The sequence below is a fragment of the Pseudomonas pichavaramensis genome, from assembly GCF_050473265.1.
Taxonomy (GTDB): Bacteria; Pseudomonadota; Gammaproteobacteria; order Pseudomonadales; family Pseudomonadaceae; genus Aquipseudomonas.
The window spans coordinates 1-25439 of sequence record NZ_JBJKFJ010000020.1 but is presented as its reverse complement, the minus strand read 5'-3'; the positions used below and the strand labels follow the sequence as shown (position 1 = coordinate 25439).

At 61.9% G+C, this 25439-nt stretch carries 24 protein-coding genes; 6 read left to right on the top strand and 18 right to left on the bottom strand.

Going from position 1 to position 25439, the window contains the following annotated elements:
- Positions 1-21: 21 nt before the first annotated feature.
- The 4 genes from glgB to ACJRW5_RS23475 all read right to left on the bottom strand — a co-directional run bounded on the left by glgB (position 22) and on the right by ACJRW5_RS23475 (position 8466).
- A complete protein-coding gene (gene glgB / locus ACJRW5_RS23490; protein WP_484572897.1) occupies positions 22-2172 on the bottom strand; it encodes a 1,4-alpha-glucan branching protein GlgB in 2151 nt (716 codons plus the stop codon).
- A complete protein-coding gene (gene treS, locus ACJRW5_RS23485) occupies positions 2169-5486 on the bottom strand; it encodes a maltose alpha-D-glucosyltransferase (protein WP_484572896.1) in 3318 nt (1105 codons plus the stop codon). The genes glgB and treS overlap by 4 nt, the downstream gene beginning before the upstream one ends.
- A gap of 15 nt (positions 5487-5501) precedes the next feature.
- Positions 5502-7487 carry an alpha-1,4-glucan--maltose-1-phosphate maltosyltransferase gene (locus ACJRW5_RS23480; RefSeq protein WP_484572895.1) on the bottom strand — a complete coding sequence of 662 codons (1986 nt, stop codon included), beginning with the start codon at positions 7485-7487 and terminating at the stop codon, positions 5502-5504.
- 487 nt (positions 7488-7974) lie between these two features.
- Positions 7975-8466: an MgtC/SapB family protein gene (locus ACJRW5_RS23475; RefSeq protein WP_484572894.1), complete on the bottom strand. Its 492-nt coding sequence runs from the start codon at positions 8464-8466 to the stop codon at positions 7975-7977.
- A 154-nt stretch (positions 8467-8620) separates the two neighbouring features.
- Between ACJRW5_RS23475 and ACJRW5_RS23470 the strand changes: the two genes are divergently transcribed.
- Positions 8621-8998: a Rho termination factor N-terminal domain-containing protein gene (locus ACJRW5_RS23470; RefSeq protein WP_484572893.1), complete on the top strand. Its 378-nt coding sequence runs from the start codon at positions 8621-8623 to the stop codon at positions 8996-8998.
- A 6-nt stretch (positions 8999-9004) separates the two neighbouring features.
- Here ACJRW5_RS23470 and ACJRW5_RS23465 read toward each other — a convergent pair whose 3' ends face one another.
- The 4 genes from ACJRW5_RS23465 to ACJRW5_RS23450 all read right to left on the bottom strand — a co-directional run bounded on the left by ACJRW5_RS23465 (position 9005) and on the right by ACJRW5_RS23450 (position 12303).
- On the bottom strand, positions 9005-9418 hold the full coding sequence (locus ACJRW5_RS23465; RefSeq protein WP_484572892.1) for a hypothetical protein: 414 nt from the start codon (positions 9416-9418) through the stop codon (positions 9005-9007).
- A gap of 63 nt (positions 9419-9481) precedes the next feature.
- On the bottom strand, positions 9482-9826 hold the full coding sequence (locus ACJRW5_RS23460; protein ID WP_484572891.1) for a YgaP family membrane protein: 345 nt from the start codon (positions 9824-9826) through the stop codon (positions 9482-9484).
- A 116-nt stretch (positions 9827-9942) separates the two neighbouring features.
- Entirely contained in the window at positions 9943-11109 is a 1167-nt protein-coding gene (locus ACJRW5_RS23455) for a zinc-dependent alcohol dehydrogenase (protein WP_484572890.1), read from the bottom strand.
- 66 nt (positions 11110-11175) lie between these two features.
- Positions 11176-12303: a carboxylate-amine ligase gene (locus ACJRW5_RS23450; RefSeq protein WP_484572889.1), complete on the bottom strand. Its 1128-nt coding sequence runs from the start codon at positions 12301-12303 to the stop codon at positions 11176-11178.
- Positions 12304-12460: 157 nt separating this feature from the next.
- On the opposite strand from ACJRW5_RS23450, the gene ACJRW5_RS23445 reads away from it, so the two are divergent.
- Positions 12461-13858, top strand: a complete 1398-nt coding sequence (locus ACJRW5_RS23445; RefSeq protein WP_484572888.1) for an iron-containing redox enzyme family protein — start codon at positions 12461-12463, stop codon at positions 13856-13858.
- A gap of 15 nt (positions 13859-13873) precedes the next feature.
- On the top strand, positions 13874-14836 hold the full coding sequence (locus tag ACJRW5_RS23440; RefSeq protein WP_484572887.1) for a methyltransferase: 963 nt from the start codon (positions 13874-13876) through the stop codon (positions 14834-14836).
- Between the two features lie 105 nt (positions 14837-14941).
- Here the strand turns inward: ACJRW5_RS23440 and ACJRW5_RS23435 are convergent, their stop codons facing one another.
- The 7 genes from ACJRW5_RS23435 to gorA all read right to left on the bottom strand — a co-directional run bounded on the left by ACJRW5_RS23435 (position 14942) and on the right by gorA (position 20036).
- Positions 14942-15406 carry a PA2171 family ribosome-binding persister protein gene (locus ACJRW5_RS23435; RefSeq protein ID WP_484572886.1) on the bottom strand — a complete coding sequence of 155 codons (465 nt, stop codon included), beginning with the start codon at positions 15404-15406 and terminating at the stop codon, positions 14942-14944.
- 80 nt (positions 15407-15486) lie between these two features.
- Complete coding sequence (locus ACJRW5_RS23430) at positions 15487-15657, bottom strand: con-10 family general stress protein (protein WP_484572885.1); 171 nt, start codon at positions 15655-15657, stop codon at positions 15487-15489.
- 103 nt (positions 15658-15760) lie between these two features.
- On the bottom strand, positions 15761-16615 hold the full coding sequence (locus ACJRW5_RS23425; protein WP_484572884.1) for an SDR family oxidoreductase: 855 nt from the start codon (positions 16613-16615) through the stop codon (positions 15761-15763).
- Positions 16616-16641: 26 nt separating this feature from the next.
- Complete coding sequence (gene galU, locus ACJRW5_RS23420; protein WP_484572883.1) at positions 16642-17505, bottom strand: UTP--glucose-1-phosphate uridylyltransferase GalU; 864 nt, start codon at positions 17503-17505, stop codon at positions 16642-16644.
- Between the two features lie 161 nt (positions 17506-17666).
- On the bottom strand, positions 17667-18044 hold the full coding sequence (locus ACJRW5_RS23415) for a VOC family protein (RefSeq protein ID WP_484572882.1): 378 nt from the start codon (positions 18042-18044) through the stop codon (positions 17667-17669).
- A gap of 2 nt (positions 18045-18046) precedes the next feature.
- Positions 18047-18670, bottom strand: coding sequence for a trimeric intracellular cation channel family protein (locus ACJRW5_RS23410; RefSeq protein WP_484572881.1), 624 nt, complete (start codon positions 18668-18670; stop codon positions 18047-18049).
- Positions 18671-18677: 7 nt separating this feature from the next.
- Entirely contained in the window at positions 18678-20036 is a 1359-nt protein-coding gene (gene gorA, locus ACJRW5_RS23405) for a glutathione-disulfide reductase (RefSeq protein ID WP_484572880.1), read from the bottom strand.
- 71 nt (positions 20037-20107) lie between these two features.
- Here gorA and ACJRW5_RS23400 point away from each other — a divergent pair, with 71 nt between their 5' ends.
- Positions 20108-20530 carry a VOC family protein gene (locus ACJRW5_RS23400; RefSeq protein WP_484572879.1) on the top strand — a complete coding sequence of 141 codons (423 nt, stop codon included), beginning with the start codon at positions 20108-20110 and terminating at the stop codon, positions 20528-20530.
- A gap of 48 nt (positions 20531-20578) precedes the next feature.
- Here ACJRW5_RS23400 and galU (ACJRW5_RS23395) read toward each other — a convergent pair whose 3' ends face one another.
- From galU (ACJRW5_RS23395) to ACJRW5_RS23385, 3 genes are all read right to left on the bottom strand, one after another.
- Complete coding sequence (gene galU, locus ACJRW5_RS23395; protein ID WP_484572878.1) at positions 20579-21418, bottom strand: UTP--glucose-1-phosphate uridylyltransferase GalU; 840 nt, start codon at positions 21416-21418, stop codon at positions 20579-20581.
- Between the two features lie 39 nt (positions 21419-21457).
- Positions 21458-22819, bottom strand: a complete 1362-nt coding sequence (locus tag ACJRW5_RS23390) for a UDP-glucose dehydrogenase family protein (protein ID WP_484572877.1) — start codon at positions 22817-22819, stop codon at positions 21458-21460.
- 286 nt (positions 22820-23105) lie between these two features.
- Entirely contained in the window at positions 23106-23471 is a 366-nt protein-coding gene (locus ACJRW5_RS23385; RefSeq protein ID WP_484572876.1) for a hypothetical protein, read from the bottom strand.
- Positions 23472-23942: 471 nt separating this feature from the next.
- Between ACJRW5_RS23385 and ACJRW5_RS23380 the strand changes: the two genes are divergently transcribed.
- Complete coding sequence (locus ACJRW5_RS23380) at positions 23943-24557, top strand: hypothetical protein (protein ID WP_484572875.1); 615 nt, start codon at positions 23943-23945, stop codon at positions 24555-24557.
- Between the two features lie 91 nt (positions 24558-24648).
- Positions 24649-25161: a YecR family lipoprotein gene (yecR, locus tag ACJRW5_RS23375; protein WP_484572874.1), complete on the top strand. Its 513-nt coding sequence runs from the start codon at positions 24649-24651 to the stop codon at positions 25159-25161.
- Positions 25162-25439: the final 278 nt, after the last annotated feature.

The following is a 25439-nucleotide window of genomic DNA, read 5'->3' as shown; positions in this document are numbered from 1 at the left end:
CGGCTGAAGCCCTCCCTCGCTTCACTCGGCACGCAGGATAAGCGTGGCCAGTGGTGGTAGCTGGATCTTGAGGGAATTCGCCTGACCATGGACGGCCTCGCTGTGCAACTCACCTGTGGAACCTGCCCCTGAGCCGCACCAACGCCCCTCATCGCTGTTGAGCAACACCTGCCATCGACCTGCTTGCGGCACGCCGATACGGTAGTCCGCCAGTATTTGCGGCGTGGCGTTGTGTACCACCAGCAGTGATGGGCCGCTTTGGCCATGACGTAGCCAGGCGAACACGCTGTTATTCGCGTCATCGCCAATCAGCCACTGGAAACCCTGTGGCCGCTCGTCCCACTGATGCAGTGCCGGTTCTTCGCGATAGAGCCGGTTCAGCTCGCCGAGCAGTGCCTGTACGGCAGCATGTTCCGGGTATTGCAGCAGGTACCAGTCCAGTTGCTGGTCATGGTCCCACTCGCGCCACTGGGCGAATTCGCAACCCATGAACAGCAGCTTCTTGCCCGGATGCGTCCACATCAGCGCCAGGAACAGGCGCAGGTTGGCGAACTGCTGCCAGCGATCGCCCGGCATGCGACCGATCAGCGAGCGTTTGCCGTGCACCACCTCGTCATGGGAGATCGGCAGGATATAGCGCTCGGAAAACGCGTAGTGCAGGCCGAAAGTGATCTGCTGGTGGTGATGGCGGCGGTACAAGGGGTCGGTCTGGAAATAGCGCAGGCTGTCGTTCATCCAGCCCATGTTCCATTTGTGACTGAAGCCCAGCCCGCCCTCGCTCACCGGCCGGCTGACGCCGGGCCAGGCGGTGGACTCCTCGGCGATCATCAGCGCGTCCGGCACTTCGCTGCGCACCACCTCGTTCAAGTGCTGGAGAAACTCGATGGCCTCCAGATTCTCGCGGCCGCCATGGCGGTTGGGGATCCACTGCCCTTCTTCGCGGGAATAGTCGCGGTAGAGCATCGAGGCCACGGCATCCACACGCAGGCCGTCGACGTGGTATTCGCGTAGCCAGTACAGCGCGCTGGCCAGCATGAAGCCATGCACTTCGCTGCGCCCAAGATTGTAGATGCAGGTGTTCCAGTCCGGGTGGAAGCCCTCGAAGGGATGAGCGTATTCGTACAACGCGGTGCCATCGAACTCGGCCAGGCCATGGGCATCGTTGGGAAAGTGCCCCGGCACCCAGTCGAGGATCACGCCCAGGCCGGCGCGATGGCAGCGGTCGACGAAGGCGGCGAAACGCTCCGGCTCGCCCAGACGCGCGGTGGGCGCAAACATTGATAGCGGCTGATAGCCCCAGGAGCCCCCGAAGGGGTGCTCCATGATCGGCATCAGCTCGATATGGGTGAAACCAAGGCCCTGCACATGAGGAATCAGCCGCTCGGCCAGCTCATCCCAGTCCGGTGCTCGCTCCTCCGGCCATTGCCAGGAGCCGGCGTGCAGTTCGTAGATGGCCAGCGGCGCATCGGACCGGTGACGCTGCGCACGCTCACTCATCCACTGTCCATCCTGCCAGGCGAAGGCTTGCGCCTGTGGCACGCGCGAGGCGGTAGCCGGTGGCGCCTCACTTGCCCGGGCCAGCGGATCGGCTTTCTGCGGCAGCAGACCATGCGCACCGAGGATCTCGTACTTGTAGCGCTCGCCTGCTGCCAGGCGTGGAATGAACAGCTCCCACACCCCGGCTGGATAGCGCAGGCGCATGGGGTGGCGGCGCCCATCCCAACTGTTGAAATCACCCACCACCGAGACGCGCCGGGCATTCGGCGCCCATACGGCGAAGCACACGCCGGGCACGCCTTGATGCTCGCAAGGGCGCGCGCCCAGGCATTGCCACAGCTCCCGGTGATTGCCCTCGGCGAACAGGTACAGGTCCAGTTCACCTAGGATGGGGCCGAAAGCATAAGGATCTTCAACGTCCTGCTGCGCGTCCGGCCACTGCACGCGCAAACGATAATCCTGAGCTTCGGCCAGCAACAGCTCGAACAGGCCGTCGTCGTCACGGCGCGTCATGCCGCCCAATGGCTGCCCCTGTGCACCGATCAGCTCGACCGCCTCTGCGCCGGGCAGCCAGACACGTACCAGGCTGCCGCCTTCCTGCGCGTGGGGGCCAAGAAAGCCGAAGGGATCGCCCTCCTCGGCCCGTCGCAGACGCTCGATTCGTTCTTCAATCACGGAGTTGCCTCGATCAGTTGACGGGCCAGTCGCACCAGCCCTTGGAGGGGAACGTCGATCCAGTCGGGCCGGTGCCCACTCTCATAGACGATTTCGTAGGCGGCCTTTTCCAGGCAGAAAAGCGCCAGGGCGGCGGATTCACCTTCGCGCGCATGCCACTCGTGCGGCAGCCCGGCAGCCGCTACGCGGTAGGCATCAAGAAAGACCTGGCAGGCCTGCTCGCGGTACCGGGCGAGCAGCTGCGCCACCTGCTGCAATTGCGCATGGCCGTCCAGGCCACCGGCGTTGCGCTGCGCCACGGCGGCTGCATAGTCGAAAGAACGCAGCATGCCGGCGACATCCTTGAACGGACTGTGGCGCTGACGGCGCTCCTCCAGCGTACGGTTGGGCTCGCCCTCGAAGTCGATGATGTAGGCATCACCCTGCACCACCAGCACCTGCCCCAGATGCAGGTCACCATGCACACGGATGCGCAAGCCGCCCGCCACTTCCTGGCTCAGGCGTGCGACTGCCTGCTGTAGGCCCTCGGCATGCCCCAGCAACCACTCGGCCTGCTCGCGACAGGCGGCCGGCAAGGCCTCGCGGTGACGTTCGAGTGCCTGCAGGGCCAGCCGCAGCTGCTCACCAATGGACGCCAGCCAGGCACTGCTGTCGCGTTCGTCGCTCAGTTGACTGCCAAACGCAGGGTTTTCCACCGGCCGTGCCAGCACCGCATGCATCTCGCCGACCCGCTTGCCGAGCACGGTGCAGAAGGTGGCCAGCTCGCCGAGAGCATCCACCTCGGGTTCGTTGGTGCCGCCGGCCAGCTCGTCGCGCAGCGCGCGTTCCAGGGTATTGAGCGTCCATTGCCAGGCATCACCCTGGTTGTCCAGATAGCCCTGCGCGACCAGCAGGGTATGCGGTTGGCCCTGTTCATCGACCCGCACCACTTCGCCGAGAAACGGCGCCATGTGGGTGAAACCGTGATCGCCGAGAAAGCGACTCATCTCCACCTCAGGGTGGATACCGGCGAAGCCACGGCGCAATAGTTTGAGCAGGATCTGCTCGCCGATCAGCGCCGAACTGTTGGACTGCTCGGCCGAGAGCAGCTTGAACTGACTGTCATCCAGAGTATCCAGAGCCAGTAGCGCCGGTTCGGCGCGGAACTGAAGCTCTCCGGCCGGGCTATGCAGGACGCTTTCCTGGCGCAGCAGCGTGAGCATCAGTTGACTGAAGTGCGGCAGGCTGAAGGCATCGGTCAGCAGCTCCACGCGCCGGCCACGGCGGAGCCGGGCCAGGGCCATCTGCTGCGGCAGATCGCTGCCGTTGCTGCTTTCGGGTACCGCAGCCAACGGCAGGCGGTAATACTCGACGCCCTGATCGCCACGCACCTCGATTTCAGCCAGCAGCGGCGCATTGTTGTCCTGCCCCAGCGGCACCGCATAAAGCAGGTGCACGCTGCCGGCCGCCGCCCTCTCCGCGGCGTACCAGCGTCGTTTGGGCAGGTACAACGGCAGCGATTCTCGCTCGAGAATCTGTCGCGGCCGGCCGTCGAGCGCTTCGCTCAGCCCTCGGCTCAGCACCAGGGTCTGCAGTTCGGGCATACGCTCGACTGGTTTCAGGTGCCAGCTGGGCATCTGCGAGGCGTCGGCGAGGTAGAACCAGTAGAAGCCGTATGGCGGCAAGGTCAGCAGGTAGGGCAACTGGCCGATGGGCGGAAAGGACGCACCACCAACCATTTCCACCGGCACACGGTCGTGGTAGTCGGCCAGTTCCAGCTCCACGGCCTGGGCCGCGCTGGACAGATTGGCCACGCAAAGAATGCACTCCTCCGCGCCCTCCTCGCTCCGCTGCAGGCGCAGGTAAGCGAGAATGCGCCGGTTGCTCGGCGCCAGCATCTCCAGACTGCCGCGGCCAAAGGCCTTATGCTGGTTGCGTATGGCGAGCATGCGCCGCGTCCAGTTGAGCAGCGAGTGCGGGTCGCGCGCCTGCGCCTCGACGTTGATGGTCTGATAGCCATACAGCGGGTCCATGATCGGCGGCAGGACCAGACTGGCCGGATCGGCACGGGAGAAACCGCCATTGCGGTCCACCGACCACTGCATCGGCGTGCGCACACCGTCACGGTCGCCGAGGTAGATATTGTCGCCCATGCCAATCTCGTCACCGTAGTACAGCGTCGGCGTACCGGGCATCGACAGTAACAGGCTGTTGAGCAGCTCGACGCGCCGCCGGTCGCGCCCCACCAGCGGTGCCAGGCGCCGACGGATGCCGAGGTTGATGCGCGCACGGCTGTCGGCGGCATAGTAGTTCCACAGGTAGTCACGCTCGTCGTCGGTGACCATCTCCAGCGTCAGCTCATCGTGGTTGCGCAGAAAGATCGCCCACTGGCAATTGCTCGGGATCTCCGGCGTCTGGCGCAGGATATCGGTGATCGGGAAGCGGTCTTCCTGGGCGATGGCCATGTACATGCGCGGCATCAGCGGGAAGTGAAACGCCATGTGGCATTCGTCGCCCTCGCCGTGCTCTTCGCCACCGAAATACGGTCGGGTGTCCTCCGGCCACTGGTTGGCTTCGGCCAGCAGCATGCGGTCGGGGTAATGCGCATCCACCTCGGCGCGAATGCGCTTGAGCACATCGTGTGTCTCAGGCAGGTTCTCGCTGCTGGTGCCGTCGCGTTCGATCAGGTAGGGGATGGCGTCCAGACGCAAGCCGTCGACGCCCATGTCGAGCCAGAAGCGCATCACGCCGAGCACCGCCTCGATCACCCTGGGGTTGTCGAAGTTGAGATCCGGCTGGTGCGAATAGAAACGGTGCCAGAAGTACTGCCCGGCCACCGCGTCCCACGTCCAGTTGGATTTTTCGCTGTCGATGAAGATGATCCGGGTGCCGGCGTACTTGTCGTCACGGTCCGACCAGACATAGTAGTTGCGCGCCTTGGAGCCCTTCTTGGCGCGGCGGGCGCGCTGAAACCAGGGATGCTGGTCGGAGGTGTGGTTGATCACCAGCTCAGTGATCACCCGCAGGCCCCGGCGATGCGCCGCAGCGATGAAGCGGCGGGCGTCGGCGAGACTGCCGTAGTCCGGGTGCACGCCACGGTACATGGCGATGTCGTAGCCATCATCGCGCCGGGGCGAGGGGTAGAACGGCAGCAACCAGAGGGTATTGACGCCAAGCTCGGCGATGTAGTCGAGTTTGTCGATCAGGCCCTGGAAGTCACCGATACCGTCGTTGTTGGCATCGAAGAACGATTTCACATGGACCTGGTAGATCACCGCATCCTTGTACCACTGCGGGTCATTGAGAAAGGTCTTGCCGGTAACGCGCTTGGCCATGTTCGGCGCTCCTCGTCAGTGCTGGATGCTGATGCGCCAGATGCCGAACGGCAGGTGCCAGGGTTCGATACGCATCCACTGCACCTTGCCGTACCAGGTCCAGCGATGGCCGTTCATCAGGTCTTCGCCGTCCAGGGCTGCATCGTCGGGCAGGTCCAGCTCCCAGAGCGGCAGTTCGAAGTGCGCCTCCTGCGCCTGATAGGGGTCGAGGCTGACGGCCACCAAAATGAAATTGCTGAGGTCCTCGGTGCGCTTGCCGAAGTAGAGGATGTTGTCGTTCCAGGCGCTGTAGGCCTGGAAGCCCAGGTGACTCTGCAAGGCCGGATTTTCGCGGCGAATCTGATTCAGGCGGGCGATTTCGGCGTTGATGTTGCCGGGCGCCTGGTAGTCGCGCGGGCGCAGTTGGTACTTCTCCGAATCGAAGTACTCCTCCTTGCCCGGCACCGGCTCGGCCTCGCACAGCTCGAACCCCGAGTACATGCCCCACAGGCCCGAGCCCATGGTGGCCAGCGCGGCGCGAATGAGGAACCCCGGACGACCGCTGCGCTGCAGGAAATAGGGATTGATGTCCGGGGTGTTGACGAAGAAGTTAGGCCGATAGCAGTCGCGCCAGGGCGGCTGGTTGAGCTCGCTGAAGTAAGCCTCCAGCTCAGCCTTGGAGTTGCGCCAGGTGAAGTAGGTGTAGCTTTGACTGAAGCCGAGCTTGCCCAGGCGCGCCATCATTGCCGGGCGGGTGAAGGCTTCGGAAAGGAAGATGACATCCGGGTGACGCTCGCGCACATCGGCGATCAGCCATTCCCAGAACGGCATCGGCTTGGTGTGCGGATTGTCCACGCGAAACAGCGTCACACCCTGCACCACCCAGCCCAGCACCACATCACGTAGCGCCAGCCACAGGTCGGGTATGGCCGCTTCGGCATAGAACTCGACGTTGACGATGTCCTCGTATTTCTTCGGCGGGTTCTCGGCATGGCGGATGCTGCCGTCCGGCCGCCAGCTGAACCAGCCAGGATGTTGCCCGAGCCAGGGATGATCAGGCGAGCACTGCACGGCGAAATCCAGAGCGACCTCGAGGCCGTTGTCGCGCGCGACATGCACCAGTTGGCGAAAGTCTTCCAGGCTGCCCAGCTGCGGATGCACTGCGTCGTGGCCGCCCTCCTCGCTGCCGATGGCGTAGGGGCTGCCCGGGTCGTCCGGCCCGGCTTTGAGGCTGTTGTTCGGCCCCTTGCGATGCGCCCTGCCGATGGGGTGGATGGGCGGGAAATACAGCACGTCGAAGCCCATTCTGGCGATCTCCGGGATGCGCGCATGGACGTCGGCGAAGGTGCCGTGACGCCCTTCACCACCCAGCGAGCGGGGAAACAGCTCATACCAACTGGCGAACTCGGCCAGTACGCGCTCCACATCCAGGGGATAGTTGGCGGTGCGCAGCAGATGCGGGCGGTACTCGGCACGCCGCATCAGCTCGTTTACGGAGGGGTCGATCAGTACTGCTTCGCGCTCGGCCTGAGATTGTGCGCCCTCCAGGCGCTCGACCAGCCTGATCAGCTCGCCCTTCAAGTCTTCAGGGGCCTGCCCTGCGATGCGACGCACCAGCTGCGCCCCTTCCTGCAGTTCGAGATCGACTGGCAGCGCGGCGCCGAGCTTCTTCACCAACTCCTGGCGGAAGCTCGCATAGACGTCCAGCCATGCCTCGATGGCGAACTCGGCACGGCCCGGTTGATCGATGACCAGCGCAGCGCTCCAGTGATCGTTGCCCAGCGCCTGCATTGGCGTACGCTGCCAGCTGGCCTGGTCGTGACTGCGCCAGAGCAGATCCGCAGCCAGTTGTTCGTGACCATCGCTGAAGATCACCGCACTGACATCGAGCCCCCGCCCACACAGGCATTTGCTGGCGAAGCGGCCGCCCTCGAGCACCGGCTGTACCGACTCGATGGCCAGGCGCGGTAGCTCGGTGGCCTGTTCGACAGAGGTTGGAGCAGCGTGCGGCAGCGACGGCATTAGTCCTGGCTCCTTTACGCCTTAAAGACGGACTGGTGGAAACGGCGGGTTGTGGCGGCTGAAAATGCTCAACCGGCGAGAAGCCCGCCCCTTTGCGGGCAGGGCCTACTGAAATTCCGAGGCGGCCGGGAAGGGAAAAGTTCAGGCTGTTTTTCTGTGGCAGCAACCTCGGTCGTTCGCAGCCGAGATGCAGCAGCGCTGTCCCGCCATGGCCTGATGCCAGGCAGTCAAGCTTCAGTGCACCGAAGCCGTACTACGCGGACTCGAAGCGCTTCGCCCCGGGGCGGGGCTCCTACGCAAAGCTGTCTGGGGGCTTATCTGACCAGCATTAATCTAATGCCTGCCAGTCAAGCATTGACGCCCCGGAGCTGTAGGAGCGGCGCCCCGCCGCGAACCCGTACGACGCGAGCTCGTAGCGCTTCGCCCCGGGCGGGGCTCCGACGCACAGCTGCCTGGGGGCTTAGCTGATCAGCATGGCCCCTTTGCCCTAAGGGTCCTTGCCGTTGTCGCCGGGGACGAATATCAGCGGAATGACGTGCAGCACGAAGAGTACCAGCAGGGTCGCCAATACCGCGGTCGCCTCACGCCCGAGGCCGACCGCCACGCCGATGGCGGCGGCCGTCCAGAGCCCGGCTGCGGTGGTCAGACCATGCACGTCGGCCACGTGGCGCCCCTTGAGAATGGTGCCGGCGCAGATGAAGCCGATACCGGCGGTGATCCCTTGAATCACCCGGCTCATGGCGTCGTTTTGCGCACCGTCCTGCTCCAGGGCCATGACGAAGATCGCCGCGCCGACACACACCAGCATGTGCGTGCGCATTCCAGCCGCCTTGCCGGTGACCTCGCGCTCATAGCCGAGCAAACCACCCAGCAGGGTCGCCAACAGCAGACGCAGCGTGGCACGGGTCAGGTGTTCGACCTGCCCCAGGTCGGAGAACTCCTGGATCAGAGTGGCAAGGATGCGTTCGCCCATATCCATAGCGCGGTCCCGGTTCGTTGCTTTCCTGTTCAGAGCGGCAAACCGGGAGCAGGTTCGACTGAGTTTTACCGATGCCGCTTATCCGATATCGGGAACCAACCGACCAACACGGCCTTCTTCCCTGTGAACCCGCATCACACTGGAGGAAAACCACATGCCCCGGGGAAGCAAAGCCAAGTACACCGAAAAACAGAAGCGCAAGGCCGAACATATCGAGGACAGCTACAGAGCGCGCGGCGTACCGGAGGACGAGGCCGAAGCGCGCGCCTGGGCTACGGTCAACAAGCAGTCGGGCGGAGGTGAAAAAGCTGGCGGCTCCGGTCGCAGCACCAGTTCCGCCAGCAAACAGGCGGCCAGGGAGTCATCTGCGCGGCGTGCTGCGAAATCTCGCCAGGGCGTTCCCCGTCCCGGCCAGAAGCTGGAAAACATGACCCGCGAGCAGTTGATGGAACTGGCGCGCAAGCGCGAGCTTTCCGGTCGCTCGCGCATGCGTAAGCAGGAGCTGCTGGACGCGTTGCGCAACGCCAGCTGAGGCAGGCTAATCCTGTTTGTCTTCGGGCGCTACCTGGTCACTCCAGGGTTCACCGTCCAAGGGGGCCGAGCGAGCCAGCTCGGCCTCGTCAAGGCCAACCCCACCGCCGACCTGGCTTTCGTCCACCACACTGAGTTCCTCGTCCAGCGCGCCTTCGCCACCCGGCTCGGCAGGCGAATGGGCGCCGCTGTCATCGAGCAAGGTGTCCGGGCTGAGGTCATCGAGGCTGACGTTATCCTCGTGCTCGCTGTCGGTCAAAGTCGCGCCGCCGGTGAGTCCGGGGTGGTCCTTGGCCTCTAGCGGCTCACGCGCGCTCTGCTGCGGCACGACATCGCCATCGGCCAGGCTGCTTTCGTCATCATCGCTGAAGTCCAGTGCGTCGACGGAAACCTGATCAGGGTCGGGCATGTTGTCTTTCATCAGATGTCTCCTTTGCTATCCGGTGGTTCAGGCGACTTGATCGCCGCCGATCAAGGTCGCGATTCATGGCGAAATCGGATCGCTGGCCGGAAAGGTTTCCTCGACGGCGTGGTCCAGGCGGTTCTCCTGACGGCCTTGCACCTTCTCCATTTCCCGTTGCAGGCGTGGCAGCGCCGCACGCAGATCGGCCACGCATTCACGCAGGGATTCCAGTTCGGTTTTCGGGTCGCTGAGCATTCCCTTGACCACGCAATGCCCACTCAGCCCGCGCTGCAACAGCGCGGCGCCGCCGAGTGCCTTGAGTACGCCCGAGGTACCTCCCTGGCAGACGCCGGCAACGATGGCGGTTGCGCCCGTGGCGAGTGAGACAGCACGTTCCAGACGGTGAACGTTGTGGGTCAGTGACATGGCATTTCTCCCGAGGCTGAATGGCGTAGCCGGTTGTGGCTTACGTGTGATTTAGAAGGACATGACCTGGGTAAAGGTTCAGAGAATCGGGCCAGCGGCGACGACTCGCGTGCAACTCAGGGCCGCAGGATCACCTTGCGACAGTCCTGCTCGCGCGAGTCGAACAACCGGTAACCCTCCGCAGCTTCAGCGAGGCTCATACGGTGACTGATGATTATTTCCGGAGTCAGCTCGCCGTTCTGGATATGCTCCAGCAGCCTGGGCAACAGCGGATGAACGTGGGTCTGGCCCATCTTGAACGTCAGCCCCTTGTCGAAGGCGTCGCCGAACAAAAAACCATGGATGAAGCCGGCATATACGCCGGGTACGCTGACCGTGCCGCCGCGACGCACTGCGGCGATGCACTGACGCAACGCCACACCGCTGCTGGCTTCAAGTTTCAGCGCGGTCAGCACGGTTTCCGTGAGGCTGCCCTTGGCTTCGAAACCGACTGCATCGATGACCGCGTCCACCCCACGGCAACCGGGCGTCTGTTCGATGATGGCACTGGCCGGGTCATCGATCACATCGAAGTCGATCGGTATGACGCCATAAGCCTGCTGAGCGTAATTCAGGCGATAGCCATGGTGATCGACCATGAAGATCTGCTCGGCACCGAACATCCGCGCGCAGGCAGCGCTCATCAGCCCTACCGGGCCGGCGCCGAAGATTGCAACACGACTGCCCGGTTTGACGCCGGCGTTGACCACAGCCTGGTACCCGGTGGGCAGTATGTCGGTGAGAAAGAGCACCTGTTCGTCATCCAGGACATCCGGCACCTTGAACGGGCCGGCATTGGCCTTGGGCACGCGCACCAGTTCGGCCTGCCCGCCCGGTACACCACCGTAGAGATGGCTGTAGCCGAACAGTGCAGCGCCGGAGGGGATTTGCTTCTTGTTGAGAATTGCCCCGCGGCCGGGATTGGTGGTTTCGCATGCCGCCTGCAGATCCATTTGGCAGAAGAAGCACTCCCCACAGGCGATGACGAAAGGCACGATGACTCGGTCGCCTTTGTTCACCGCTGTGACCGCAGGGCCTACCTCCTCGACGATGCCCATGAACTCATGGCTGAAGATGTCGCCATCCTTCACTTGCGGAATCTTGCCGCGGTACAGATGCAGGTCAGAGCCGCAGATAGCAGTGGCCGTGACGCGCAGGATGATGTCATCCGCCTCTTCGATGACCGGATCGGCGACCCGCTCCACTCGGACATCATGACTGCCGTGATAAGTCAGTGCTTGCATGAGGGCTACTCCCGAAACAGGTGTGTCCCTATTCCGAGATCGCCCATGCCCAGATGTTCAGGCTATTTACCCGGCACCGTGCAGCGCGGTCTGCGTCATCAGCATATCCACCACTTCGTGTAGCGCTTGCTGCGGGGCCAGGCCACGCTGACGGCCGCTGCGGTAAGTGAGCAGCTGGGCTTCGGCGCTGCCGCCTACCCGCGCCAGGTTGCGCGCCTGGCTGATGATCGAGCGCTCGTCCTGCGGGATCTTTGCGCCAACCACGGCCAGGACCTCCTCCAGCCAGGCGGCGAACGGCAGGGTGCGGCGGCTGGCCGGTTCGATGAACGACCCGCGCAGACCACGACGCTTGGCACGCCAACGGTTCTCCAGGGTGAGAATGCGGGTCAACGGATCATCGAACCAGGCGTGATGATCCGTCTCCAGTGCATGGCTGACCATGGCCCGGAACAGGCCGGCGATGCACAGCGCATCTTCGAGCCGGGGGCAGGCATCGGCGATGCGCAGCTCCAGCGTTGGAAAGCGTAACGAGGGCCGGATATTCCACCACAGATTCACCGCCGAGCCGATGCACTCGGTGTCGGTCATCACCTTGAGGTAGCGCTGATATTCGGTGTCATCGCTGAAGTGATCGGGGATGCCCATGCGCGGCCATTCATCGCAGACCGCCTGACGATAGCTCATCAGGCCGCACGGCCGACCGTCCCAGAACGGCGACGATGCACTCAGGCCCAGCAGTAGCGGCAACCAGGGCGTGAGCCTGTTCATCAGGCGGATGCGATCGACACCCTCGGGCACCCCGACGTGCACGTGCAGACCGGCCAGAACACTGCGACTGGCGACGATGCGGTAGTCATCGAAGATCGTTCGATAGCGCGCCATGTCGGTCGCCTGCACCTCACGCCAGTGCCCCAGCGGGTGAGTACCGGCGGCGAGGATGCCGCAGCCGAATTCCCCCGCCAGGCGTGCCATGACCTGACGCGCCTCGCCGAGGCAGTCACGTGCTTCGGCGAGGCTGCTCAGCACCGGCGTGACCACCTCGAACTGCGCGGCGAACATCTCCCGGGTGACGCGCTGGCCCAGTTCGCGGCGACTCGCCACGGCAAAGGCCTCGACCCCGCGCTGCGCCACGCGGCGGCTGGCCAGATCGGTCAGAAAGTACTCCTCCTCGATACCGAACGTGCACGCTGTCATGACCTCTCCACTCCTGTCGTTGCAGCAGTTGAGAGGCGTTGCCGAGTGCAGGTTCAACCTCTCGGACGAAGCGCTGCAGGCGGTGAATTTAGGTGGAATCTTTGTACGACCGCGATCCTCCTACACAGAACATGGCCCGCAACAGGAGACCTCGCTCATGGCGATCGCCAGTCATATCGGCAGCCCACTCGCACAACGTATTTCCCTGCCGCCTCAAACGGGTCGCTGGCAGAGTCTCTACCGTCAATTGCTGAACGAGCCCGAAGCCGGTCATCCACTGGCTCGGGATTGTCTGCAGCACTGTCTGGAGCAAGCCCGGGCGCTGCCCTGCGACCTGCCACCCGATGCCAGTGATCTGCCTGCCTGGTCCTTGCGCCATACACAGCGGGTTACCGCCGACTACGCGCGCTACCTGCAAGCGCGCCGCAGTGGCGAGCCCCGCCGCTTCTTTGCGCAACGCTCGCATGCCCTGCACTTCATTCGCGCCGTTTCACCCACCAAACTGGTGGATGGTGCCTGGCTCTATGGGGCACTGCCGCGCTGGCGCGAGCAGCGCATCTACCCGCTGGTGCGCACCTACCTGGAGGAGCTGGGCGACGGTGTCGCGGCGCAAAATCATGTGCTGCTCTATCGCCACCTGCTCGCCAGCCAGGACTGTGACGAGTCGCCAGTATTGGATGATGAGCTGTATCGCCAGGGGGCGATTCAGCTCGCGCTCGGCCTCTCGTTCGACGACTACCTGCCGGAGGTGATCGGCTACAACCTTGGTTATGAGCAACTACCGCTGCACCTGCTGATCAGTGCCTTCGAGCTTAACGAGCTGGATATCGATCCCTACTACTTCCAGCTGCACGTGACCATCGACAACAGCGCCAGCGGTCATGCCGCCAAAGCGGTCCAGAGCGTCCTGGACAACCTGCCGCTGGTAGGAGATGCGCAGACGTTCTATCAGCGCGTCATGTGTGGCTATCGACTCAACGACTTGGGTACCAGCTCGACGGACGTGATCGAAGCGTTCGACCTCGAGCAGGAGCTGCTGCGCATGCTCGAGCTGAAAAGCACCGTCGCCAGCCAGGTGCATTCCGATTACTGCCGCATAGAGGGACGTACCGTGAATCAGTGGTTGGCCAGCACCGGCAACATGGCGGGCTTTCTCGACGCCTTGCAGCGCCATGGCTGGATACACCGTCATCAGGCCCCCTCGCGCAGCCGTTTCTGGCGACTGGTCGAAGGCCAGGGCGCAACGATGTTCGGCGTATTCAATCGTTACGAGCGCCAATTGTTGCAGGACTGGATTGCCGGTGACTGGCGAGCGCCCGAGCAGAAATCGCCTTTTCGCCCGCGTCGCCAGCCCCAGCTGCCAGCGTCGCCCGCTGACACTGCGCATGGCGAACTGGCGCGAGAACGCCACGAACTCCTCGCACAGCTTGGCGCAATGGATGTGGACAGGCGCGAATCACGCCTGATCGAGCTTCAGGCACCCGCCAGACACTGGTCCAGCGCTGGCCTGGCAGCCACCCGAACCTTCGCCGCGCTCATACAGCGGCCGCACTGAACCTGGAGCTTTCGCATGCCTGAAGATACCTTCGAGACCCCGGCAATACTGGCCCTGCTGCACCTGGGCAAGCAGTTGCGAGCACGGGGCTATCACTTCGTCACGCCTACCCCGCTCACCCACCAGCGCGTCAATCTGCGCCCGGAGAATCAGTTTGCCCATGACCTGCGCGGCGTATTCGGCTGGAGTCGGCCTTTCGCCGATGCCGCGTTGGAAAGCGAAATCGTCGAGGCCATGCGCCAATCCCAGACTCTCCAACCTCACCCTGACGGCTGGATCAGCGAGGTGCGCTGGTCCACCCTGAACGATGACCTCTACGTTCATTCACGTTTTCCCACGCAGGCCAGCGATGCGGTGTTTTTCGGTCCGGACACCTATCGCTTTACCAGATTGCTGCGCCATTACCTCGCTCATTGCCAGCAGCCCTTGCGGCGTATCGCCGACATCGGTTGTGGCGCCGGACCGGGCGCAATTACCGCAGCCAAGCTATGTCCAGGCGCACAAGTGTTCGCCCTGGATATCAACCCGAGCGCCCTGCGCCTGACGACGGTCAACGCACGCCTTGCCGGTATCTACAACCTGAACGTACAGAGCAGCGACCTGCTGCGTGACGTGCCGGGCCAGTTCGACCTCATCATCGCCAACCCGCCTTACATGCTCGATCCGCAGCAGCGAATCTATCGCCATGGCGGTGGCAGACACGGCGCGGGGCTGTCGCTGGCGATCTTCGACACGGCCATGGAGCGCCTGGCTCCGGGCGGCACCTTGCTGCTCTACACCGGCGTGGCAATCTTTGACGGGGAGGACCCCTTCCTCAACGCGATCCGACTCTCACTGCGCGATACCGGTTGGGACTGGGAGTACGAGGAAATCGATCCGGACGTATTCGGCGAGGAGCTGGACAAGCCGGACTATGTGCAGGCAGAACGCATCGCCTGCGTGGCGCTGCGACTGACCTACCGGCCCGATCTGCGTTAGCAGATCGGTGAAGAACCACCCTTGGCCTGTAGCGGCCCAATCGTCGCCCGAGTGCTTCAACGCTGCGGACCAGCAACCTGCAGGCGCAGGCGCTGGCCCACGGGCTCAGGCAGCCTGAGCACTGTCCTTCAGCGACTTGCGCAGCACCTGCATCGACTCGCCCAACTCCTGCAACTGTTGTTTGCTGAGCAGCTTGCGGGCCTGCGGGAACATATCGCGCTCTTCTTCCTCGATATGGTGTTCGAGCAGCTCCTTGAGCACCTTGACCCGTCCGGCGAACTCGAGCGCAGACGGCGGAGTGTCCTTGATATCGGGCAGCACCAGGGCTTCCACGGCCCGATGTTCCTCCTTGGCCTCGACCGCCAACACAGCATCGTCCTGGCTGCCGGCGCGCCTGAAAGCCGGATAGAAAATCTGCTCTTCGAGTTCGGTATGGACCTTCAGCTCCTGCTCGATCCTGAGCAGCAGTTTCTTGCGTGTCTGCACCGCCCGCTCGGTGGTGTCCTCGAGCTTGCTCAGCAGGTCTTTGACGGTTTCGTGGTCCTTCTTCAGCAGTTCGATAGCATTCATCGCCGTTCGCTCTCCTGAGGTCTGCCAATCACATCGTTATGAAGGCCTGGGCCCGCTGTTAGCGGGCCCAGGAGCGACGATCACGAGTCGCGACCGCCATGACTGCTCTGACCGCCCTTGCGCCCGGCCTCGGACGCTCTCTGACGGTCATTGGCGAAGTTGCCGCCGCTGTTGTGACCGCCTTTGCGGCCGGCTTCCGATGCCTTCTCACGATCGTTTGCGAAGTTACCCGGATTTTTACTGGTGGCCATTGCTGGTACCTCCTGATAATTGCTCGCGAGGCGGTATTGCCTCTACATAGTTTCAGGCAGGTGCCGCCTGCAGTCGTTCAGGCTTTTTTTCAGCGCTCAATGGTCAGCCATTGACCACGCTGCCACCGTTGACATGCAGCATCTGGCCGGTGACGTAAGACGCATCGTTGCTGGCCAGGTAGACGAACGCCGGGGCGACCTCAGCAGGTTGCCCCGGCCGTTTCAAGGGTGTGTCGGCTCCGAACTCGGCGACCTTCTCGGCACTGAATGTCGAGGGGATCAGCGGGGTCCAGATTGGCCCAGGCGCCACACCATTGACGCGAATACCGCGTGGCGCCAGGTTGATCGACAACGAACGGGTGAACGAGGTGATCGCCCCCTTGGTGGAGGAGTAGTCCAGCAACATCGGATTGCCCTTGTAGGCCGTCACCGAACTGGTATTGATGATGCTCGCGCCCGGTTGAAGGTGCTCCAGCGCCACCTTGGTCAGGTGAAACATGGCGAAAATATTGGTGCGGAAGGTCTGCTCCCATTGCGCCTGATCGAGTGCCTGCAAATCGCGCTCCGGATGTTGCTCCCCGGCATTGTTGATGAGGATATCGAGCCGTCCCCATTTACTGATCACGGCGTCGACCACGCACTGGCAGAAACCACCGTCACCCACGTCGCCGGCCAGGGCGATAGCTTCACCACCATGACGCTTTACTTCGTCCAGGGTCTTTTGCGCATCCTCGTTTTCGTTGAGGTAGACCAAGGCGATCTTGGCCCCTTCCAGGGCATAGTGCACGGCCACGGCACGGCCTATACCGCTGTCGCCACCAGTGACGATCGCCACCTTGCCCTCGAGCTTGCCGGCAGCACGGTAGCCGTCGGACAGATAGATCGGTTCGGGATGCATGGCGTGCTCGACACCGGGTTGCCGTTCCTGGTGCTGAGCCGGCAATGTCTTGTCGTTCATCTTTCACTCTCCCTTCGGATAGGCGCTCAAACGGCTTGCAGACGGGGGCTCGCGGTAACGGGATGAGTCTTGTGGCGGTTCTCGAAGCAGAAGTTGGTGGCCTGCACGTAGCCTTCTGCCGAACCGCAGTCGAAACGTTGCCCCTTGAACTTGTAGGCCAGGACGCAGCCTTGCTCGGCCTGCTTCATCAGTGCATCGGTGATCTGGATCTCACCGTTCTTGCCGGGCTCGGTCTGTTCGATCAGGGCAAAGATATCGGGCGTCAGGATGTAGCGGCCGATGACGGCCAGATTGGAGGGGGCGTCCTCGGGGTTGGGCTTTTCCACCATGCGTTCGACCCGGAAGATGTCGTCACGCAGCGCCTCGCCGGCGATCACGCCGTAGCGCGAGACTTCTTCCATCGGTACTTCCTGAATGGCAACGATCGAGCAGCGAAACTGCTCGTAGAGTTTGACCATCTGGGTTAGCACGCCGTCGCCCTCGAGGTTGAGGCAGAGGTCGTCGGCCAGCACCACGGCAAAAGCCTCATCGCCGATCAGGGGGCGACCGGTGAGGATGGCGTGGCCAAGCCCTTTCATTTCCACCTGACGGGTATAGGAAAAGGTGCACTGGTCGATCAGGTGACGCACGCCGCTCAGGGACTTTTCCTTGCCGGTATTGGAGATCTCGTGCTCCAGCTCGTAGCTGATATCAAAGTGGTCCTCCAGCGAACGTTTACCCCGCCCGGTGACGATGGCGATCTGCGAGAGCCCGGCTTCCAGCGCTTCCTCGACGCCGTACTGGATCAGCGGCGTGTCGACGACGGGCAGCATCTCCTTGGGCATCGACTTGGTCGCGGGAAGAAAACGGGTGCCGTAACCGGCGGCGGGGAAAAGGCATTTCTTGATCATGGTGTCAGTACCAGTTGAGTGATTGGGTACTAGACCAGACCCTCCTGGCACCTCGACGGTTCAAGATATAACTCTTTTGCGTGACCGACCGCGCAAGCTCATGGAAAGCAGCCGCCGGATGAGAACCAGCGCAGCGGTGCGTTGCGCTGTAGCCTGAGAGCTTATGTGTAGCGGCTGATTTCGATCAGATTATCGTCCGGGTCACGCAAGTACACCGACTCGATGGGGCCGATGGCCCCGGTTCGGGCCACTGGTCCCTCCTCCACCTTGACGCCCTGCTCGGCCAGATGCGCGAGTATCCGCGTCATGGGCCATTGTGTGATCAGGCACAGGTCGATCGCCCCCGGAGTGGGTTTGGCTGCCTTCGGTTCGAATTCGCGCCCTGCCTGATGCAGGTTGAATTTCTGTTGCCCGAAGACCAGCGCGCTGCGCCCGGAACCGAAACGCTCGTGACGCATACCCAGAACGCGCTCGTAGAACTCGACGGTGACCTCGATATCAGCCACCGTCAGTACCAGGTGATCCAGCCTTTCGATCATGTTCAGTGCCTGTCCAACAAGTGGAAACGGGGTAGCCCCAAGTGCCAGTGGATCGCGGCCAGCCGCGAGCCTAGTACCACCAGCATGGCTGCTGCGGTATCCAGCCAGTGCGGGGTGCCCAGCATGCGCATGGCGATGAAGGTCAATGCCCCGGCGATACAGGCAGTGGCATAGATTTCCTTCTGGAAGATCAGCGGAATCTCGTTGCACAGCACGTCGCGAATGACGCCACCGACCACACCGGTCATCACGCCCATGATCACCGCCGTGCTGATTGGCGTACCGTGCTGCAGCGCCAGTTCGGTGCCGTATACGGTGAACACGGCCAACCCGAAGGCATCGGCGATCAGCAGGCCTTTCTCGTGAATCGGCCGCGTCATGCGCACCCAGGCAACGGTACCGAGTGCCGCCAGCGATGCCACCAGGATGTAGGTATCGTCACGAATCCAGCTGACCGGATGGTTGTCCAGAATCAGATCACGCAGCGTACCGCCGCCCAGTGCGGTAACGATGGCCATCACCAGTACACCGAACAGATCCATCGATTTGCGCCCCGCCATCAGCGCACCGGTGATGGCGAACACAGCAACGCCGAACAGGTCGGCGATATAGAAAAGTCGCTCCATGCTGCTCTCAGCGACTGACCGGCGTGCGCAGGGTGACGAACTCTTCGGCCGCGCTCGGATGCACGCCAATGGTTTCGTCGAAGATCTGCTTGGTGGCACCGGCTTTCAGCGCGATGGCCAGCCCCTGAACGATCTCGCCCGCCTCTGGGCCGACCATGTGGCAGCCCAGCACACGGTCCGTGTCAGCGTCGACCACCAGCTTCATCAGGGTGCGCTCCGGGTTCTCGGTCAGGGTCAGTTTCATTGGCCGGAAGCGGCTCTCGAAGACGTTCACCTTGTACCCATCCTCGATGGCCTGCTCCTCGCTGAGGCCCACGGTACCGATGTTCGGCAGACTGAACACGGCGGTAGGGATCATGCTGTAGTCCAGCGGGCGATATTCGTCGGGTTTGAACAACCGACGGGCCACCGCCATACCTTCAGCGAGCGCGACGGGGGTCAACTGCACGCGGCCAATCACGTCGCCTAGGGCAAGAATCGACGGCGTGGAGGTCTGGAATTGCTCGTCGACCTCGATATGACCGCGCTTATCCAGTTTCACCTCGACATTTTCCAGGCCGAGGTTATCCAGCATCGGTCTGCGACCGGTGGCATAGAACACGCAATCGGTCTCCAGCACGCGGCCATCCTTGAGGGTTGCTGCGAGGCTGCCATCGGCGTTGCGCGCAATGCTGGCGATATCGGCGTTGAACTGCAGATCCAGGCCCTTCTTGCTCAACTCCTCCTTCAGGTGCATGCGCACCGCGCCGTCGAAGCCACGCAGGAACAGATCGCCGCGGTACAGCAACGAGGTCTGTGCCCCCAGACCGTGGAAAATGGACGCAAATTCCACGGCGATATAACCCCCGCCTACCACCAGTACGCGCTTGGGCAGGGTTTTCAGGAAAAACGCTTCATTGGAGCTGATGGCCAGCTCACGGCCGGGAATGTCCGGAATCTTTGGCCAGCCTCCCGTTGCGATGAGAATGTGCTCGGCGCTGTGACGCTGGCCGTTCACTTCTACGGTGTGGGCATCGACGATCCGCGCATGGCCTTCGAACAGACTGACGCCGCTGTTGGTCAACAGATTGCGGTAAATGCCATTGAGCCGCTCGATCTCGCGGTTCTTGTTGGTGATCAGCGTCGTCCAGTCGAAGTTCGCCTCGCCCAGCGACCAGCCGAAGCCCTCGGCCTGCTCGAAGTCCTCGGCGAAGTGCGCACCGTAGACCAGCAGCTTTTTCGGTACACAGCCGACATTCACACAGGTACCGCCCAGGTAGCGGCTTTCAGCGACGGCGACACGCGCCCCGAAGCCTGCGGCGAAACGCGCCGCACGCACACCGCCGGAACCGGCGCCAATAACGAAGAGATCGAAGTCGTAACTCATTGCGGCCTCCTTGAACAGGACGCCAGCATACCCGAAAGCCAGTGGCTAAGCTGATCTCAGGAGGAATGACCATGCACCCTACCCTGACCCATATCGCTCTGCACGTACCGGATCTGGATGCCTGCATCGATTTCTACCGACGCTACTGCCAGATGCAGGTGATTCATGAGCGCCCGGGTAAAGGCACACGCATCGTCTGGATGGCCGAGCCCGGCAAGGAGCACCAGTTCATCTTCGTCATCATGCCCGGCGGTCAGGACCGGAACTTGGCAAGGGATGATTACAGCCACTTCGGTTTTGCCCTCAGCAGCCGTGAAGACGTCGAGCGTATCGCGGCCATGGCCGCAGACGATGGCTGCCTGATCTGGCCCCCGCGTGACGAGCCCTACCCGGTTGGCTACTACTGTGGCCTGCGCGATCCGGCTGGCAACTACGTGGAGTTCAGCTACGGCCAGCCGCTGGGGCCGGGCTCGGAGCAGATGCCGATCCCCTGAACAGCAAGACGCCACCCGAAGGTGGCGTCTTGTCGATCGGCCTGCGTATCAGAACGCCTTGCCGGTCTTGTACAGATTCTCGAAGCAGAAGTTGGTCGCCTCGATGTAGCCCTCTGCGCTGCCGCAGTCGAAACGCTGGCCCTTGAATTTGTAGGCCATCACACAACCCTGCTGGGCTTGGCGCATCAGCGCGTCGGTGATCTGGATCTCGCCGCCCTTGCCCGGCGGAGTGCTGCGAATCAGGTCGAAGATATCCGGGGTAAGGATGTAGCGGCCGATGATCGCCAGGTTAGTGGGAGCGTCTTCCGGCTTGGGCTTCTCCACCATGTTGCTGACGCGGTAGATGTCGTCGCGAATCATCTCGCCATCGATCACACCGTACTTGTAGGTTTCGTCCTTCGGCACTTCCTGAATCGCGACGATGGAGCAGCGGAACTGGTTGTACAGCTTGACCATCTGCGCCAGTACGCTGTCGCCTTCCAGGTTCAGACACAGGTCGTCGGCCAGCACCACGGCGAACGGCTCATCACCGATCAGCGGCTGACCGCACAGGATCGCGTGCCCCAGCCCCTTCATTTCAACCTGACGGGTGTAAGAGAAGCTGCACTCGTCGATCAGACGGCGAATACCGACCAGATACTTCTCCTTGTCGGTGCCCTTGATCTGGTGCTCGAGCTCGTAGCTGACGTCGAAGTGGTCTTCCAGCGCGCGTTTGCCGCGACCGGTAACGATCGAAATCTGATTGAGACCGGCCTCGAGTGCCTCTTCGACCCCATACTGAATCAGTGGCTTGTTCACCACCGGCAACATTTCCTTCGGCATAGCCTTGGTGGCAGGCAGAAAGCGGGTACCGTAACCGGCGGCGGGGAACAGGCATTTCTTGATCATGGGACTCCCTGATGGAGGATGAATGGCGCGCTCAGTCTATCAAGCCGCGCTAGCCTTACAACTGCCGACTGCTGGCCGACCGATGCCACGGTACAGAAAGCCCTGTTCAGCCAGTTGCTGCGCATCGTAGATATTGCGCCCGTCGAACAGTACCGGCATGCGCATCGCACCGCGAATACGCGGGAAGTCCGGTTGACGGAACTGCTTCCACTCCGTGACCAACACCAGCGCGTCCGCTCCCTGGGCGGCAGCGTACGGCGACTCGCTCAGCAGCAGTTGACCCGCTTCGATCGCGGCCGCATAGCGCGCCGCGACGCCGACATTGGCGACCGGGTCGCAGGCCTGCACTCGCGCACCGGCAGCCAGCAACGCGTCCAGCAACACCAGACTTGGCGCTTCACGCAGGTCGTCGGTGCCTGGTTTGAACGCCAGGCCCCAGAGCGCGACCACGCGTCCCTGGAAATGACCATTGAAATGCTCGCGCAAGGCCTGGAACAACAAGGTCTTCTGCAACGCATTGCGCGCCTCGACTGCGCGCAGAATGCCCGGCTCGATGCCTTCGTGCTCAGCCGTGCGGATCAGCGCCTTCACGTCCTTGGGAAAGCACGAGCCGCCATAACCGCAACCGGCATAGATGAAATGCGTGCCGATACGCCGGTCACTGCCGATGCCGCGGCGGACCTCCTCGACGTCGACGCCCAGGCGTGCGCAGATTCCGGCCATCTCGTTGATGAAGGAAATCTTCGTCGCCAGAAAGGCATTGGCCGCGTACTTGCTGAACTCCGCAGCACGTACGCCCATGCACAGCAGGCGGTCGTGGTTGCGTAGAAACGGCGCATACAGCCGGCGCAGGGTCTCTCTTCCTTTCTCCTCATCGCAACCGACGATCACCCTGTCAGGGCGCATGAAATCCTCCACCGCAGAGCCTTCCTTGAGAAACTCCGGATTGCTGGCGACGGTCACCCGCACACGCTTTGCACGTCGTACCAAGCCCGCGTTGATGCGCTGTGCCACCCGTTCAGCGGTGCCTACCGGCACGGTGGATTTATCCACGATCAGGCAAGCATGATCGAGTTTTTCGCCGAGCTCGTCCGCGACAGCCAGAACATGGCTCAGATCGGCCGAACCGTCCTCGCCGCTGGGTGTGCCCACCGCGATGAAAATGACCTCGGCACGGCGAATTCCTGCTTTGAGCTGCGACGTGAAACCGAGCTGGCCAGCTGCCAACTGCGCTTTGAGCATTGTCTCCAGCCCAGGCTCATAGATCGGCACCTCGCCTTGCGAGAGCCTCGCAACACGTTGCGGGTCGCGCTCGACGCAGACCACCTGGTTGCCCATCTCGGCAAAACAGGTCGCCGTCACCAGACCTACATATCCCGCTCCTATCACGCATATCTGCATCGCAGCACCCTCCAGGCGTTTGCTGCGATTGCAACCAATTGCGGTGGCAGCGATATGACGGAGCGGCGAAAGAAAGATGACAAGCGCGCCTGAGTTGTTCGTTCAATTCGGGCCGAAGACGGCTCGTATCATCAATCACATTGCCATCAGGACGAGCCAGCACACTTGGCCAACCGTGAGGTCCAGGCAGCAGACTCGATGCTTGTCGCTCAACACCTTGATCATCGATGCCCCCTTCTCCAGGCAACAAAAAAACCGCCGAAGCGGGTTGTGTGTTCTTGCGGGCTCATCCCTTGAACTTGATCAGCTTGTTGAGTGCTCGATCGGTGCAGATGAGCCGCACCGAATTGCCATCGACAAACTCGATCTCTGCTGCGTTGTGCTTCTCTGAAGCGAAACCGCCGAGCGCGCCGATGATTACTCCAGCCAACGCGCCTATGGGGCCAGCCACCAGCATGAATAACAGGCCAAAGCTGGCAGCACCTATGACTGCCCGGCCGATATGGAACTGCTTTTCGGAAACCTCACCGGCCTCAAGCCGGAGAATCTGCTCGGGTGAATAGCTCGCCTTTTTAGACGACTCGACATGGAACCTGCCGCCACCGATGAACGCCGAACCTTTGATGCCAAATGTCCCTGATGTGATTCTCATAGCTCCTCCGCTGCCACGGCAGAGACTCTAGCCGAATACATACTGGCCATGGAGATCCGTTCAATTCGAGCCAAGGTACACCCAAACATATCCCTAAGACGGGGGCATACATCCAGATAAGAATAGGCACCCATAAACAACAAAACCGGCCAAGAGTGCCGGTTTAGATGGGTTTCGTAGACTTATAGAGACAGATATAAACAGATGAATGGTGCCGAAGCCGGACTCGAACTGAAAGCCACAAGCACCTCTTTTACTGGATTAGCCAGCTACAAAGCCACACCCATATACCAAAGCGTATACCTAAAACCGAAAGTACCCCTGCTCGCCCTGCCCAGTCGATCACTTTTTGACCACCCTTTTTTAGCGTTCGTGGTCATCGTGAAAGCGCCTCCAATTCCATATCGCCACCCTGCTGTAAGCACTGGTAATCTCCAGGTCTTCCCAAGCTGATGCACTAAGACGTTGGCCATGAATTCTGAAGATCCCCTGATTCCGATCACCCGTCTCGCGGTTACTGCCGACTTTAGTCTCAGAGCAGATCAGTGGGAGGATCCAGAGCTGGATCTCGTCAGGACATACCGCATAGCGGTAATGGCCGAACTAGGTCGCGGCGATGACGATGATGAGGAACTTCAGGTAGGAACTATTCACATTGACTTCATGCGCTTCGACGTTGCGCTCAATCTAGGATTTGATCCTGAGGAGATTGCGGACAATGCGAGCCACGACGCCATTACGATCTACGAAGCTCTTCAAGAAGACCTGGGTAGAATGAGTTACGGTGTGAATCAAGACTGCCTCATGATCTCGCACTTCTCTTTCGAGCCGCCCTACAGAGGCACTACGGCTGAGCTGGGCGCTCTGCGAGCAGCGTTGATTGGGCTGAGCTCTGGCGTCTCTCGCGCGTTCCTTCCCATGGGCGTTGTCATCCCCGATATCAGCCTTGCGACTGCCAAGGATTTGAATGCCACTGCCTTGTACTTCGACAAGATCGGCTTCAAACCGCTGAAGCTAGGTAGCGATATCCTTTGGCTGGACATGGAAGCGGGCAGTTTCTGGAGAAGACAGGCCTCAAGCCAGTGACTTCCCACCCGTCGCCCACCTATCCCCTAGTCGTATAGTCAGCGCGGCCATCATGGTGGCACTATGCAACTTTTCAGGCATGGAGGTCGGAATGCACAACTCCCATCAAAACATCGCGTCACTCGCAACCAAGGCCCTGCTGGCGCTGATCGCTGCTATTACGATTACCGGCTGTGCGACCAAGAAAGACTTCTATGCGATGGGCGGTAGCCGCGCCGATGGTACGGTCGACATGGCCTATGACTTCCGCCAGTTCGAATCCCCAGTGGTGAACCCCGCTCAGGCCCAATCGATCGCAAAGTCGAAGTGCCGCGTGTGGGGCTACAGCGACGCCGAGGCGTTCGGCGGCATGACACAGAACTGCCATCAGCGTGACGGATTCGGGACCTGCGTGGCCGGCCAGGTCGTACACACCTACCAGTGCATCGGAAACCTCAACGAAGCCGCGCAGGCCAAACCCGTTAACACTCAAGCACCCGCCTCGCTATCGGGCGCCCTGTCAAAAGACCAATGGCAGCAACAGCAGCTCCAACAGCTGCAGAACGAAACCGGCCTGTCCTACGAGGAATACCAGCGCCGATATCGCCAGATAATGGGGCAGTAATCTGGTCAGTTCTCGATGCAGTCAGGTGCTGCAGTGTTGCACCTTAAGGCTGAGCATCGACCCAATCGCGAACAAAAATTAATAGGAGTAATGCTTTGAGTAACGGAAGCCTCTCGAGCTTGTACGAAGTCAGTATGCCTCTGGCTTTCTACTACGACACAAAATACCCCGTTCCGATACCCGTAATCGTCAAGGCACTGTCATCTCTAGATAGGCTTTCCGTTGCCCTCCCAGCATTCTTCTCGTCGCTAAGCGGTGTAGAGGTAGACAGCTGTGAG